This is a genomic window from Limnohabitans sp. G3-2, assembly GCF_002778275.1.
Taxonomy (GTDB): domain Bacteria; phylum Pseudomonadota; class Gammaproteobacteria; order Burkholderiales; family Burkholderiaceae_C; genus Limnohabitans_A.
The window spans coordinates 81099-94889 of the sequence record NZ_NESG01000002.1; the positions used below are offsets into that span (position 1 = coordinate 81099).

13 protein-coding genes are annotated in these 13791 nt (G+C 62.2%); 6 read left to right on the forward strand and 7 right to left on the reverse strand.

What is annotated here, in order from left to right:
- Positions 1-42: 42 nt before the first annotated feature.
- A complete protein-coding gene (locus tag B9Z31_RS02535; protein ID WP_100118006.1) occupies positions 43-1644 on the reverse strand; it encodes a Re/Si-specific NAD(P)(+) transhydrogenase subunit alpha in 1602 nt (533 codons plus the stop codon).
- A 215-nt stretch (positions 1645-1859) separates the two neighbouring features.
- Between B9Z31_RS02535 and B9Z31_RS02540 the strand changes: the two genes are divergently transcribed.
- Positions 1860-2354, forward strand: a complete 495-nt coding sequence (locus B9Z31_RS02540; RefSeq protein ID WP_100118007.1) for an NUDIX hydrolase — start codon at positions 1860-1862, stop codon at positions 2352-2354.
- A complete protein-coding gene (locus B9Z31_RS02545) occupies positions 2351-3109 on the forward strand; it encodes a sulfite exporter TauE/SafE family protein (protein ID WP_100118008.1) in 759 nt (252 codons plus the stop codon). Before B9Z31_RS02540 ends, B9Z31_RS02545 begins: the two co-directional genes overlap by 4 nt.
- A gap of 15 nt (positions 3110-3124) precedes the next feature.
- On the opposite strand, the gene B9Z31_RS02550 is transcribed toward B9Z31_RS02545, so the two are convergent.
- Positions 3125-3853, reverse strand: coding sequence for a transglycosylase SLT domain-containing protein (locus B9Z31_RS02550; RefSeq protein WP_100118009.1), 729 nt, complete (start codon positions 3851-3853; stop codon positions 3125-3127).
- A gap of 74 nt (positions 3854-3927) precedes the next feature.
- Here B9Z31_RS02550 and mnmA point away from each other — a divergent pair, with 74 nt between their 5' ends.
- Positions 3928-5100, forward strand: coding sequence for a tRNA 2-thiouridine(34) synthase MnmA (gene mnmA / locus B9Z31_RS02555; protein ID WP_100118010.1), 1173 nt, complete (start codon positions 3928-3930; stop codon positions 5098-5100).
- 2 nt (positions 5101-5102) lie between these two features.
- On the opposite strand, the gene B9Z31_RS02560 is transcribed toward mnmA, so the two are convergent.
- The 3 genes from B9Z31_RS02560 to B9Z31_RS02570 all read right to left on the reverse strand — a co-directional run bounded on the left by B9Z31_RS02560 (position 5103) and on the right by B9Z31_RS02570 (position 8289).
- Positions 5103-6437 carry a DUF3422 family protein gene (locus tag B9Z31_RS02560; protein WP_100118011.1) on the reverse strand — a complete coding sequence of 445 codons (1335 nt, stop codon included), beginning with the start codon at positions 6435-6437 and terminating at the stop codon, positions 5103-5105.
- An 83-nt stretch (positions 6438-6520) separates the two neighbouring features.
- Positions 6521-7021, reverse strand: coding sequence for a single-stranded DNA-binding protein (gene ssb / locus B9Z31_RS02565; protein ID WP_100118012.1), 501 nt, complete (start codon positions 7019-7021; stop codon positions 6521-6523).
- Positions 7022-7101: 80 nt separating this feature from the next.
- Positions 7102-8289 (reverse strand): MFS transporter, encoded by a 1188-nt coding sequence (locus tag B9Z31_RS02570; protein WP_100118322.1) that lies wholly within the window; start codon positions 8287-8289, stop codon positions 7102-7104.
- A gap of 163 nt (positions 8290-8452) precedes the next feature.
- Between B9Z31_RS02570 and uvrA the strand changes: the two genes are divergently transcribed.
- Both uvrA and B9Z31_RS02580 read left to right on the forward strand, forming a co-directional pair.
- A complete protein-coding gene (gene uvrA / locus B9Z31_RS02575) occupies positions 8453-11395 on the forward strand; it encodes an excinuclease ABC subunit UvrA (protein WP_233200654.1) in 2943 nt (980 codons plus the stop codon).
- Between the two features lie 107 nt (positions 11396-11502).
- Positions 11503-11901, forward strand: a complete 399-nt coding sequence (locus B9Z31_RS02580) for a glutaredoxin (protein ID WP_100118014.1) — start codon at positions 11503-11505, stop codon at positions 11899-11901.
- A 24-nt stretch (positions 11902-11925) separates the two neighbouring features.
- Here the strand turns inward: B9Z31_RS02580 and B9Z31_RS02585 are convergent, their stop codons facing one another.
- Positions 11926-12336 (reverse strand): PaaI family thioesterase, encoded by a 411-nt coding sequence (locus tag B9Z31_RS02585; RefSeq protein WP_100118015.1) that lies wholly within the window; start codon positions 12334-12336, stop codon positions 11926-11928.
- 1 nt (position 12337) lies between these two features.
- Positions 12338-12457, reverse strand: coding sequence for a MerR family DNA-binding transcriptional regulator (locus tag B9Z31_RS02590; RefSeq protein ID WP_233200656.1), 120 nt, complete (start codon positions 12455-12457; stop codon positions 12338-12340).
- A gap of 142 nt (positions 12458-12599) precedes the next feature.
- On the opposite strand from B9Z31_RS02590, the gene B9Z31_RS02595 reads away from it, so the two are divergent.
- Positions 12600-13775 (forward strand): serine hydrolase, encoded by a 1176-nt coding sequence (locus B9Z31_RS02595; RefSeq protein ID WP_100118016.1) that lies wholly within the window; start codon positions 12600-12602, stop codon positions 13773-13775.
- The last annotated feature ends 16 nt before the right edge of the window (positions 13776-13791 follow it).

Below are 13791 nucleotides of genomic sequence, written 5' to 3' on the forward strand. Positions count from 1 at the left end.
TAATCAGTTGGGGACAGAGCTAAAGATCTGTCCCCAAAGTCATTATTTTCGGAACATGGCCAACATGCGCTGGGTGACGGCAAAGCCGCCAAACATGTTGATGGCGGTGAGCACCAGGGCCAAAGCGGCCAAGATACCGATCAGCGTGTTGGGGCGTCCGGCCGCGGCCATGGGCGAAATCTGCACCAGCGCACCGATGGCGATGATGGAGCTGATCGCATTGGTCACGCTCATGAGCGGGGTGTGCAAAGCGGGCTTGACGTTCCAAACCACCATGTAACCCACAAAGCAGGCCAAGACAAACACCGTGAAGTGCGACAAGAACGCAGCAGGCGCATACGCACCGACCAACACCAAGAGCACAGCGGCCACTGCCGAGACGATGAGCAACTGACCCACGGGCATGGGGCCGGACGGCTCGCCGTGGCCGTGGCCTTTCTTGGCAGCTGGGGCAGCCGCAGGCTTGGGCGCCGGCTTGGGGGCCACTGCCAATGGCGGGGCTGGCCAAGTGATTTCGCCGTTCTTGATGACCGTCAGGCCCCGGATCGCGTCGTCTTCCATGTTGACGTTGATCACGCCATCCTTGGTCTTGCACAGCTCTTCGGTCAGGCGGAACAGGTTGGTGCCATACAGCGTGGACGATTGACGCGCCATGCGCGAAGCCAGATCGGTGTAACCCACAATGGTCACGCCGTGCTTGACCACGGCTTTGCCCGGCTCGGTCAGTTCGCAGTTGCCGCCTTGCTCGGCCGCCATGTCCACGATGACGCTACCGGGCTTCATGCTCTGCACCATCTCCGCCGTGATCAGCTTGGGCGCAGGTTTGCCGGGAATGAGCGCGGTGGTGATGATGATGTCGACCTCGCGGGCCTGCTTGGCATACATCTCGCGCTGAGCGGCTTGGAAGCCTTCGCTCATGACCTTGGCGTAACCGCCGCCGCCAGAGCCTTCTTCTTCGTAATCCACTTTAACGAACTCACCGCCGAGCGACACAACTTGGTCAGCCACTTCTGCGCGGGTGTCGTTGGCCCGCACGATGGCACCCAGGCTCGCGGCCGCACCAATCGCAGCCAATCCCGCCACACCGGCGCCGGCAATGAACACCTTGGCGGGGGGCACTTTGCCCGCGGCCGTGATCTGTCCATTGAAAAAGCGACCGAAGGCGTTGGCAGACTCGACGACAGCACGGTAACCGCTGACGCCGGCCATCGAGGTCAGCGCGTCCATTTTTTGGGCGCGGCTCAATGTGCGGGGCAAGGCATCAATCGACAAGGCCGTGACTTTTTTGGCGGCCAACTGCTGCATCAAATCGGGGTTTTGTGCAGGCCACAAAAAGCCGATCAAAGTCTGGCCTTCGTGCATCAGCGCCACTTCGTCGGGCGTGGGCGCACGCACTTTGAAAACCATGTCGCTGTCACGCCACAAGGCCGCGGCGTTGGGGGCAATGGTCGCGCCGGCTTCCACAAAAGCCGCATCCGACAGGTCGGCGAGATCGCCAGCACCTTGCTCCACCACCACGGCAAAGCCGAGCTTGACCAACTTGGTGACGGCATCGGGGACTGTGGCCACCCGTTTTTCACCCGGAAAAATCTCTTTGGGCACGCCAATGCGCTGAGGCGTGGCGGCGTGATCGCCTGTTTGCATGTTTGTCTCCTCGCTCAATCCACAAAAAATAAGCAATGCGCCAGCTTAACCGATGTCAAGGTTTTTCAGGCGTGGGCCAGCTTTACCCAGCGCACAAGATGGCGCACACGTCAAATATCAGTAATGCCTGATATTAACAACAAACGCACAGGAATGGATGGGGCAGCGCCCCCCAAGATGGTGCGGTCACCTGGGCAAGCACCGATAATCGGTGCATGGACACACGCTGGAAACCCAATGTCACGGTGGCCGCCATCATTGAAAAAGAGGGCCGCTACCTGTTGATCGAAGAGCACACCCAAGAAGGTTTGCGCCTGAACAACCCGGCCGGGCATCTGGACCCGGGCGAATCACCGGCCGAAGGCTGTGCCCGTGAAGCCCTGGAAGAAACAGCCCACCCTTTCAAGCCCACGGAGTTAGTGGGCATTTACTTGTCGCGCTTCCAACGCCCTGCAACGGGTGAAGACATCACCTATGTGCGCATGGCGTTTTGCGGTGAGCTGGGCGCGCTGCAGCCCCACCTGAAATTGGACGAGGGCATTGTGCGCACCCTGTGGATGACCCCCGACGAAGTGCGTGCCAGTGCCGATCGGCACCGCAGTCCCTTGGTTTTGCGTTGCATGGAAGACCACCTGGCTGGACAACGCTTTCCCCTGGCCGTGATTCATACCGACCCGGCCGTGGCCAATTTGCCGCCATTGCGCCCATGATCGCGGCTTGGCCCACCGAAGCCCTGTGGCTGCTGACGGGAGCGGCTGCTTTTGCCGCAGGGGTCCTCAATGCCATTGCCGGAGGCGGCAGCTTTCTGACGTTTCCAGCCTTGGTGTTTGCGGGCGTCCCGCCCTTGGCGGCCAACGCCACCAGCGCCATGGCCGTCAGCCCGGGCTATTTGGGCAGCGTCCTCGGCTTCCGCTCTGAGCTGCGCAGCTTGCCCCGCGCCTTGCTGCAAAGCGAGGTGTCCATCGCGGCCGTCGGTGGCCTGATCGGTGCGGGCTTGTTGTTGATCACCCCAGAGCGCGTCTTTGCAGGCCTGGTGCCTTGGCTGCTGCTCTTGGCCACGGCCTTGTTTGCCGCAGGCCCTTGGCTGGCCAAACGCCAGGGTGGCCAGGGCCAAGCGGCCTGGCGCCTGCCCGGCCTGATGGCTGTGGCCATTTATGGCGGTTATTTCAACGGCGGCTTGGGCATTTTGCTGATGGCCCTGTACACCCTGACGGGCGAGGGCCGGCTGAACACGGTCAATGCACTGAAAAACCTCAACTCCTTTGTGCTGTCCTTGTTGTCGGTGGCGGCCTTTGCCGTGGCCGGGGCCATCGTCTGGCCTCAAGCCGTCTGGATGATGGCGCTGGCCACCGCAGGCGGTTGGTTGGGTGCACGTGTGGCCAAGCGGCTCCCGGCCCGCTGGGTCCGTGGCCTGGTCATCGGCACGGGCCTCATCATGAGCGGCGTGTTTTTCTACCGCGCTTGAGTCGCGCTGCAGGGGTCATGGCAAAGCCGGTTTTTGCCCAGCGGCCACCGCGTCCAACTGCGCTTGCTCGGCCAACACTTTGGCCACATACCCGCCGTCTTCTGTCAGTGCATAACCCCCCAAATAGAACTTGAGGCCCTCTTCCACGGAACCGTTTCGCATCTTGATGGCATCGGCAAGCACGGCCACCCCCACGCGCACATTGGCGATCGGATCGAAGGCGGCAAGGCGCCCGCCATAAGCCTCGTAGCGCTTGGCATGGATCTCGGTCACCACTTGCATCAAGCCTTGGGCCCCCGCCTGACTTTGCACATAAGGGTGGAAATTGGACTCAATGGCCATCACCGCCAAAATGAAATGTGGCGCCAATTTGGTTTTCTTGGACAAAGCGTAAGACTCGGCCACCAAAGCGGCCACAGGTTCAGGCGCCACTTTGTACTTGCGGGCCAGCCACTCGGCCACCGCCACCTGGGGCTTGGGCAAATCCTGCAGGCGCAGGGCGGTGGCGCGCTCGGTCGTGTCTTGGGGCAGCCAGGACAGCAAAACTTGCCGATCACGCAGCCAACTGAACACCGCCCCTTCTGCCGAATGCAGCCAATGCGGATTGAGCCACAGGGCCAGCACCAAAGCGAGCGATGTCAAGCCCACCATGGCCAACCCACTGTGCGTGATGAGGAACATCCCCTGCGCGACATCGCGCAGGAAAGTTCGGCCGTGTTGGCACCAGGTGCAGGTTTGATTCATGGATGTTGAGCCCTGTCGGTATTATAAATTTGCCCCCTGTCTGGCCATCCCCGCCATCGCGGGATAATCGGGGCATGTCCCATCCCACCCGTGTGGTCGTCGGTTTGTCCGGCGGCGTCGATTCCGCTGTCACCGCTCACCTGCTCAAGCAACAAGGCCATGAGGTGATCGGCATCTTCATGAAAAATTGGGAAGACGACGACGACAGCGAATACTGCTCCTCCAACATTGACTTCGTGGATGCCGCTGCCGTGGCCGATGTGCTGGGCATCGAGATCGAACATGTCAATTTTGCGGCCGATTACAAAGACCGGGTTTTTTCCGAGTTTGTGCGCGAATACCAAGCCGGACGCACGCCCAACCCGGACATCTTGTGCAATGCTGAAATCAAGTTCAAATCGTTCCTCGACCACGCCATGCGCCTGGGCGCCGAAAAAATCGCCACCGGCCACTACGCCCGGGTGCGCCTGAATGAAGCCACCGGCCGCCATGAGCTGCTCAAGGGACTGGACCCCAGCAAAGACCAAAGCTATTTTTTGCATCGCCTGAACCAGGCCCAGCTGTCCAAAACCCTGTTCCCGGTGGGCGAGTTGCACAAAACCGAGGTGCGCCGCATCGCGCAAGAAATCGGTCTGCCCAACGCCAAGAAAAAAGACTCGACTGGCATCTGCTTCATCGGCGAGCGGCCTTTCCGAGAGTTCTTGAACCGCTACATCAGCAAGGAACCCGGCCCGATCAAAGACCCGTCAGGGCGCACCATTGGCCAACATGTGGGCCTGAGCTTCTACACCTTGGGGCAACGCCAAGGCTTGGGGATTGGCGGCATCAAAGCCAAAGGTGCGGACATGAAAGCCTTGCAAGCACGCGGCTTGCGCGGCGCGGGCGAGCACACGCCCTGGTTTGTGGCCCGCAAAGACATCCCCCACAACACCTTGTGGGTGGTGCAAGGGCACGACCACCCCTGGCTGCTGTCACCCCAACTGCAAGCCACCGACGTGAGTTGGTGTGCGGGCCAGACCCCCACGCCTGGCGCTTATGCGGCCAAAACGCGTTACCGACAAACCGATGCGCCCTGCAGCCTGCAAGGGCTCGGCCTGCCCGGTGGGTCAACGGGCTTTGAGCTGTCGTTCAGCGATCCCCAATGGGCGGTCACCCCTGGCCAAAGCGCCGTGCTCTACGACGGCGAAGTGTGTCTGGGTGGCGGCGTGATCCAGTCGGCCAGCGCCTGCCCCAGCACCACGGACTGAGCTCAAGGCTCCATTTGGTGCAGCTTTTTGTGAATGCGTTGCACCGCCTTCCACACCCCCCAAAACACGACCGGCACCAAGGCACCGACCACCACTTCGGGCTGGAAGGGCATGCCAGCTGCGGTCAAGGCCTTGACCACGTAGAGCAAAAGGCTGATCACGTAATACGAGATCGCCGCGATCGACAGCCCTTCCACCGTGCTTTGCAAGCGCAATTGCAAAGCTTGGCCTTTGGTCAGTTTTTCCAGCAGCACCTGGTTTTGCGCTTCGGTCGCGATGTCGACGCGGGTGCGTAACAAGGCACTGGTGCGCGAGACCCGCTCGGCCAAAGAAGCCAGCCGCTTCTCGGTGGCCTGCACCGTGGCCATGGCCGGTGACAAGCGCCGCTGCATGAACTCTCCCAAAGTCTGGGTGCCTGAGATCGGCCGCTCACGCAGCTCGGTCAAACGTTGGCTGACCAAGGTGTCGTAAGCCCGTGTGGCCGAAAACCTGAAGCCGTGTTCGGCGGTGGCCCGCTCGATGCGGGCGGCCAAAGCCACCAGCGCATCGAGCAGCGCCTGGTCGGTCTGCCCCTTGCGCTCCAGCGAACCCGTGATGTCGGCCAACTGCGATTCGGCGGACGACAACATGGCCGACAGGTTTTTGGCCACAGGCAAGCCGCGCAAAGCCATCAGGCGGTAGGTTTCAACTTCGAGCACCCGCTGCGAAATGCGGCCTGCACGCGCCTCGGTCGTGCCTTCTGGGGCCAGCACCAGCATGCGCTCAAAACCATCGGCACCAATGCGGAAATTCGTCAAGATGCACGAGTGGGGCATGCCCTCGGTGGTGTTGCCCATGCGCGAAGCCAATACCGCCCCTTCGCCCAACCAGGTTTGCGCAATCGGGATCAGGTCCCCTTGGTCGATGTCGGCCTGCAGCATGCCCATGTGGATCGCGGCCATGGTTTGGCCGGGCAAGCCGCGCAGCCAATCGGTCCCAGGCGCCACATGCGCGGCCAGCTCGGGCAAGGTCTCCCCCCAGCCCGCATGCGCTGGCAGCGTTTGCACAATGGAGTAACGGGTGAATTCGGTGTGGCGCTCCCACTTGACGGTGTAGTGGTCGCAGCGCAAGCGCAAAAAATTGCCCTGCATGCGGTCCAGGGTCAAATCGGCGTGCCCCGGCAAAAGCTGCAAATGGGCCAATTCTTGCTCGCGCGATACGCCCTCATTGAGCACCGCCACATACACGATCAAGGCGGGCAAGCGCACCCGGGCTGAGGGCCGGGCGTGGACCTCGTTGTGCAGCTCACGACGCTGGGCGTCCTCTTTTGGCAAAAACCGGGATGTGATTTCGTTCATGGCCAATTTTTCAATAAAAAACCCGTGACGCGGGACACGGGTTGAGGGGTGAGCCAAGGGCTTGGAAAGCGCCTGCGTGTGGGTCAGAACGGAATGTCGTCGTCCATGTCGTCAAAGTTGCTGGCCGCCGGTCTGGGCGCTGGCGCGGCAGCAGGGCGTTGCGCGGGTGCTGCGGCCGGACGCGAAGGGGCTTGGCGTGGCGCATAACCACCGCCACCACCGCCGTCGTCGGAGGGGCCGCCCATGCCTTGACGGCTCCCCAGCATCTGCATGCTGTCGGCGCGGATGTCGGTCGCGTATTTCTCAACGCCGTTTTTGTCGGTGTACTTGCGGGTGCGCAGACTGCCCTCGACATACACCTGGCTGCCTTTGCGCAGGTATTGGCCGGCGATTTCGGCCAACTTGGCAAAAAAGCTGATGCTGTGCCATTCGGTGGCTTCTTTCATCTCGCCGGACTGCTTGTCTTTGTAACGGTCGGTGGTGGCCACACGGATGCTGGTGACGGCATCGCCCGAGGGCAAATAGCGGGTTTCGGGGTCGGCGCCCAGATTGCCGACGATGATGACTTTGTTGACGGATGCCATGAAAACTCCTCGATGATGTTCGAATTATGGGGCCAATCCGGCGCCCTGGCAGCCCCCCGCCGCACGCGTGGCTGCGGCGGTCAGGCCGGCGGCGCAGCCACGGCCACCCGCCCCGGTGTTTGCATGGGCCACGCCACCAGCAACCAGCCCAGCAAGGCGGCTGCGCAGCACAGAAACAGGGCGGGCGTGCCCCAGGACTTGACCAACCAGCCCCCCATCAAGCCACCCACAAAGAAGCCAAAAGACTGCAGTGTGTTGTAGACCCCCATGGCCGTGCCCCGCAAAGCCCGGGGTGCCATGCGCGAAGCCAGGCTCGGTTGCGTCGCTTCCAGCGCGTTGAAACCGCAAAAGAAGAGCAGCAACAAAGCCGCCATCGCGCCCAAATGGGTGGTGCCCATCGACTGCCAAAACAAGCCGCCCTCCACCACCAAGATCAGCGCAATCGAGAGCAAAAACACCTGTTTCAGATGGCCGCGCCGCTCCAAGCTGAAAACCACCCCCAAAAACAAAAACGACACCAGCACAGCGGGCAAATAAACCTGCCAATGCTGCGCGGTCTGCAAACCCGCTTGCACCAACAAGGCGGGCACCGCCACCCACATGGCCAGTTGCACCGCATGCAAGACAAACACCCCCACATTCAAGCGCATCAGATCGGCGTTCACCAGCACATCGCGCAAACGGCCCCGGTGCTGCCCCAGTTCCGGCTCGGGAGCAGCAGGGGCGCCCCAAATCACGACGCCCACACCCAATAAAGCCAGCACGCCTGTCAACCAGAACAAGCCCGACAAACCGATCCAAGCCGTCAGCAAGGGCGACACCACCAAAGACAATGCAAACATCAAGCCGATGCTGCCTCCGACCAAAGCCATGGCCTTGGTGCGCACCTCGTCCCGGGTCAGGTCAGCCAGCAAAGCGGTCACAGCGGCCGATACGGCCCCCGCGCCTTGAAGGCTTCGGCCCACCAACAAACTGCTCAGGTCGTTCGCCGCGGCCGCCCAAAAGCTGCCCAGTGCAAAGACCACCAAACCCAAGACGATGACGCGCTTGCGCCCAAAACGGTCAGACGCCATGCCGAAAGGCAGCTGCAACAGGCCTTGCGTCAAGCCGTAAATGCCCATGGCCAAACCCAGCATCACCGGGTCTTCGCCACCTGGATAGCGCCGCGCCTCCAGGGCAAACACCGGCAAAACCAGAAACAAACCAAGCATGCGCAGCGCAAAAATACCCGCCAGCGAGGCACTGGCGCGGCGCTCGGTGGGCGTCATGTCCAAGGAGTGAGAAGAAAGCGAAGGGGAATGCACGGGATCTGCCACCAAAAATTCTGCAAAAGGCGTCAAGCCAAGCGGGGATTGTCCCTGATGGCGGGCATGCGGTGCCAAAAACAAGGCTGGCAGGGATAATCAAAGGTTTTGCTGATCTGGCCCCACCGTGAAACTTGCTGACTCCCCTCTCTTGCCCGAAGAACCCGAACCCGCGCGGTATTTGGCCTCGGCGCTGCGGCAGACCCACATCAGCGTGCGGGGTGCGCGCACCCACAACCTGAAAAACATCGATCTCGACATCCCGCGCAACCAGCTGGTGGTGATCACCGGGCTGTCGGGCTCGGGCAAATCGAGCCTGGCTTTTGACACGCTGTACGCCGAAGGCCAGCGCCGCTATGTGGAAAGCCTGTCGGCCTATGCGCGGCAGTTTTTGCAGCTGATGGACAAGCCCGATGTGGACCTGATCGAAGGCCTGTCGCCGGCGATTTCCATCGAACAAAAAGCCACCAGCCACAACCCGCGCTCCACCGTGGGCACCGTGACCGAGATCCACGACTACCTGCGCCTCTTGTATGCCCGCGCAGGCACGCCGTATTGCCCCGACCACAACTTGGCGCTGCAAGCGCAGACCGTGAGCCAGATGGTGGACGCCGTGCTGGCCCTGCCCGAAGACACCAAGCTGATGATCCTCGCGCCCATTGCGCGCGAGAAAAAAGGCGAGTTCGAGAAAGTGTTTGAGCAGATGCAGGCGCTGGGCTATGTGCGCTTTCGCATCAATGGCCAGACGGTGGAGGTGGAAGACCTGCCCACGCTCAAGAAAACCGAAAAGCACAACATCGACGTGGTGGTGGACCGCATCAAGATCCGCTCCGAAGAGGATGCCAAGGCAAGAGACGCCCTGCGCCAGCGCTTGGCCGAGAGCTTTGAAGCCGCGCTGCACCTGGCCGAGCACCGCGCTGTGGCGCTCGAGATGGACACGGGCAAAGAGCACCTGTTCAACGCCAAGTTCTCCTGCCCGGTGTGCACCTACTCCATCAGCGAGCTGGAGCCGAGGCTGTTCTCCTTCAACTCGCCCATGGGCGCTTGCCCCACCTGTGACGGCATTGGCAGCATGGCGTTTTTTGACCCGGAGCGGGTCGTCGCTTTTCCCTCGCTCAGTTTGGCCAGTGGAGCCATCAAGGGCTGGGACCGGCGCAATGGCTTTTACTTCAGCATGCTCGAGAGCCTGGCCAAGCATTACCAGTTCGACATCGAAACGCCCTTCGAGAAACTCGCGCCAAGCCACCAACACGTCTTGCTGTTCGGCTCGGGCGAAGAAGACATCAAGTTCAGCTACGTGATGGAATCTGGCGCATCGCAGGGCAAGAAGGTCAGCAAGAAACACCCGTTTGAAGGGATCATCCCCAACATGACGCGGCGCTACCGCGAGACCGATTCGGCCGTGGTGCGCGAGGACCTGGCGCGTTACCGCAACATGCAGGCCTGCACCGATTGCCAAGGCACGCGCTTGCGGCGCGAAGCCCGCCATGTGCGCATTGGCGAGGGCACACAAGCCCGCGCCATCTACGACATCAGCCACATCACCTTGGGCGAGTCGCAGCAATACTTTCAGGGCCTGACCATGCACGGGGCCAAGGCCGAGATCGCCGACAAGGTGGTGCGCGAGATCGCCCTGCGCCTGAAGTTCCTGAACGACGTGGGCCTGAATTATTTGAGTCTGGACCGCAGCGCCGACACCTTGTCGGGCGGCGAGTCGCAACGCATTCGCCTGGCCAGCCAGATTGGCTCGGGCCTCACGGGCGTGATGTATGTGCTGGACGAGCCCAGCATCGGGCTGCACCAGCGCGACAACGACCGCCTGATCGGCACCTTGCAGCACCTGCGCGACATCGGCAACAGTGTGCTGGTCGTCGAGCACGACGAAGACATGATCCGCGTGGCCGACCACGTGATCGACATGGGGCCTGGTGCGGGCGTGCACGGCGGGCGCGTGATGGCGCAAGGCACCTGCGCCGACATCCTGGCCGCGCCCGACTCGGTCACCGGCCAATACATGTCGGGCCGCAAAAAGATCGAGATCCCCAAGCGGCACAAAGCGGGCAAGGACTTCATCGAGATCATCGGGGCATCAGGCAATAACCTGAAAAACGTGCACGTGAAGTTCCCCGTGGGGCTGCTCACTTGCGTGACCGGGGTGTCGGGTTCGGGCAAATCCACCTTGGTCAACGACACGCTGTACACCGCCGCCGCACACCAGATTCACCGGGCACACGATGAGGCCGCCGCCCACGAAGAGATCAAAGGGCTGGAGCACTTTGACAAGGTCATCAACGTCGACCAGTCGCCCATTGGCCGCACGCCGCGCAGCAACCCCGCGACCTACACCGGCTTGTTCACCCACATCCGCGAGTTGATGGCCGAGGTGCCCGCTGCGCGCGAGCGTGGCTACGGCCCGGGGCGCTTCAGCTTCAACGTGAGCGCCTCATCGGGAGGGGGCCGCTGCGAAGCCTGCCAGGGCGACGGCATGGTGAAGGTGGAGATGCACTTTTTGCCCGATGTGTATGTGCCCTGCGACGTGTGCCACGGCATGCGCTACAACCGCGAAACGCTGGAGGTGCAATACAAGGGCCAAAACATCGCGCAGATTTTGAACATGACGGTGGAAGCCGCGCACCAGTTCTTCAGCGCCGTGCCCAACATCGCGCGCAAGCTGCAAACCCTGCTCGATGTGGGCCTGACCTACATTCGCCTGGGGCAAAGCGCCACCACCCTCTCGGGCGGCGAGGCGCAGCGCGTGAAGTTGGCGCTGGAATTGTCCAAACGCGACACGGGCCGCACGCTCTACATCCTGGACGAACCCACCACCGGTCTGCACTTTGCCGACATCGATCTGCTGCTGAAAGTCTTGCACCAGCTGCGCGATGCGGGCAACACCATCGTCATCATCGAGCACAACCTGGACGTGATCAAAACCGCCGACTGGCTGATCGACATGGGGCCGGAAGGCGGCGCGGGTGGCGGCACCGTGCTGGGTGAGGGCACGCCCGAGCAACTGGCCCAAAACAAAGCGAGCTTCACGGGCCACTACTTGGCGCGCTTGCTCATTTGATGCGGCCCGATGATGTTTGCACTATTTTTTGTGGGAGCGGCGCCCTCGCCCCGCGGGCGGGACGCCCACCCCTTTTCATCCAACCACTTTTGAAACTTCAAGCCACTATGAAAACCGTGATCCGTGCTTTTTTCCGTACCCTGCGCATCGTGCTCGGCCCCGTCATGCTGCTCAAAGAACGCCTGACCCAACCGGCTGGCGTGCAACGCGCACCCGCCGAGCAAGCCGCTGTCGACCAAGCTTGCCAAAGCCTGGCGCTCTACCAGTTCAGCACCTGCCCGTTTTGCATCAAGGTGCGCCAGGAAATGCGCCGCCTGTCACTGCCCATTGCCAAGCGGGATGCGCAGCACGACACGACCCACCGCAACGCCTTGCTGCAAGGCAGTGGGGCCAGCAAAGTGCCTTGCCTCCAAATCACCGACGCCCATGGCCAGACCCGGTGGCTGCAAGACTCCAGCGAAATCGTGGCCTATTTGCGCGAACGGTTTGCGGCGCCTGCAGCCTGAGGGCCATGGGCCGCGCTGAACCGGTCAGGCAGCTTGAACCACCGTCAGCAAGGTCTGACCGTTCGCCACCAGTTTCTCGCCCTCGGCATCCACCGCAAACAAGTCGCAGCTGGTGAACACCTGCGCTTTGCCTGGTTTGACCACCCGCGCCCGGGCAATGAACTTTTGCCCCACTGCCGGCCGCAAGCAGTTGACTGAAAAGTTGGCGGCCAACAAATTGGGACCCGCCACGGTGCCGGCTGCGAAGCCGCAGGCGGTGTCGATGAGGGTGCCGATCAAGCCGGCATGCAAAAAGCCCGAATACTGACCGACTTCCGGCCGCCAAGGCATTTGGATTTCCACAAAGCCGGGCTCGGCCACCGTCACCTCGATGCCGCACCAGCGGTTGAATTCGGCCATGGCGTTGATTTTTTTCAACAGGTCGAGTGGACTCATTTCAATTTCCTTTGCTTGGTTTGCAACTGGACGATGTGCGCACGATCAAGCCAGCCGCTTCGTACCGCCGCAAGCGGTGCACCGACACCTGGGTCTTGGCAGAGAGTTCAGAAATGCGCATGGCTTCAGTCTAGCAACGCTCGCACAGTGCGAAGCTTGATCGCTTTGACGCCTGGGCGACAAGCCAGGCAGGCGTCTGCGCCGCAGGTGATACCCGGCTGCGCCCTGCTGGTGTACAAAACATCCTTGTTCAGGAGCACCCGATGACCACCCACCCCGCTTTGCCCCGTGCCCACCCTGCAGACGTGGGCCTGTGCCCCGAGCGCACGCAGCGCCTGATGGAAGTGTTGCGCCGCGAAGTGGCCAGCGGCAGGTTGCCAGGGGCTGTGGCCATGATCGCCCGGCGCGGGCAAATCGCCCTGCTGGAGGCCGTGGGCCAGCAAGACCCCAACACGGGCACGCCCATGCAGACCGACAGCATCTTCCGCATCTATTCCATGACCAAGCCGGTCGTGTCGGTGGCGGTGATGATGCTGTTCGAGCGCGGCCAATTGCTGCTCTCCGACCCGGTCAGCCGCTGGTTGCCCGAGTACGCGAACCAGCAAGTGGCCACGGCCCAGGGGCTGGAGCCCGTCAAGCAAGTGGCCACGGTGCAAGACCTGCTGCGCCACACGGCAGGGCTGACCTATGAATTTTTGGGCACATCGCCCGTGCAGCAGCAATACGACCTCGTCAAGATCGCCTCGCGCGAGCGCACCAACGCCGAGTTCTCGCAAACTCTGGCCGCGCTGCCTTTGCAGTTTCAGCCCGGCAGCATGTGGGCCTACAGCCGCGCCACCGATGTGCTGGGCAGGTTGGTCGAGGTGGTGAGTGGGCAGACCTTGGGCGCCTTCTTGCAAGCCGAAATCTTTGGCCCGCTGGGCATGGTGGAGACCGGCTTTGCCGTGCCGCCAGAGCACCACCACCGCATTGCCGAGCCCTTTGCGCATGACCCCGATGGCGGCGTGCCTATGAAGGTGCTCGAGCCCCGACAAGTGCCCGCCATGGAAGGTGGCGGCGGTGGCCTCATGTCCACCATGCTGGACTACAGTCGCTTTTTGCAGTGCTTGCGCAACCGGGGCGAGCTCAACGGTGTGCGCCTGCTGGGCCCACACACGGTGGACTACATGACCGCCGACCACTTGGGGCGCATCCCGGCCGATGGCACGCTGCTGCCGCCGGGCCACGGCTTTGGCCTCGGGTTTGCGGTGCGCACCCATTTGGGCATGGCGCCTGTGCCCGGCTCGGTGGGCCTCTATTACTGGGGCGGCATCGCGGGCACCACCTTCTTTGTGGACCCGGCCCTGGACATGGTTGCCATGCTGATGATTCAGGCGCCCAACCAAAGAGACTACTATCGCCCCTTGTTCCGCGACCTGGTGTACGCGGCCCTGCTGTAAACCATGGGCCGCTTGG

Bases quoted from the DNA above. Each gene is read 5' to 3' on its own strand.
- B9Z31_RS02535 (WP_100118006.1), bottom strand. From the start codon at position 1,644: ATGCAAACAGGCGATCACGCCGCCACGCCTCAGCGCATTGGCGTGCCC.
- B9Z31_RS02540 (WP_100118007.1), top strand. From the start codon at position 1,860: ATGGACACACGCTGGAAACCCAATGTCACGGTGGCCGCCATCATTGAA.
- B9Z31_RS02545 (WP_100118008.1), top strand. From the start codon at position 2,351: ATGATCGCGGCTTGGCCCACCGAAGCCCTGTGGCTGCTGACGGGAGCG.
- B9Z31_RS02550 (WP_100118009.1), bottom strand. From the start codon at position 3,853: ATGAATCAAACCTGCACCTGGTGCCAACACGGCCGAACTTTCCTGCGC.
- mnmA (WP_100118010.1), top strand. From the start codon at position 3,928: ATGTCCCATCCCACCCGTGTGGTCGTCGGTTTGTCCGGCGGCGTCGAT.
- B9Z31_RS02560 (WP_100118011.1), bottom strand. From the start codon at position 6,437: ATGAACGAAATCACATCCCGGTTTTTGCCAAAAGAGGACGCCCAGCGT.
- ssb (WP_100118012.1), bottom strand. From the start codon at position 7,021: ATGGCATCCGTCAACAAAGTCATCATCGTCGGCAATCTGGGCGCCGAC.
- B9Z31_RS02570 (WP_100118322.1), bottom strand. From the start codon at position 8,289: ATGACGCCCACCGAGCGCCGCGCCAGTGCCTCGCTGGCGGGTATTTTT.
- B9Z31_RS02580 (WP_100118014.1), top strand. From the start codon at position 11,503: ATGAAAACCGTGATCCGTGCTTTTTTCCGTACCCTGCGCATCGTGCTC.
- B9Z31_RS02585 (WP_100118015.1), bottom strand. From the start codon at position 12,336: ATGAGTCCACTCGACCTGTTGAAAAAAATCAACGCCATGGCCGAATTC.
- B9Z31_RS02590 (WP_233200656.1), bottom strand. From the start codon at position 12,457: ATGCGCATTTCTGAACTCTCTGCCAAGACCCAGGTGTCGGTGCACCGC.
- B9Z31_RS02595 (WP_100118016.1), top strand. From the start codon at position 12,600: ATGACCACCCACCCCGCTTTGCCCCGTGCCCACCCTGCAGACGTGGGC.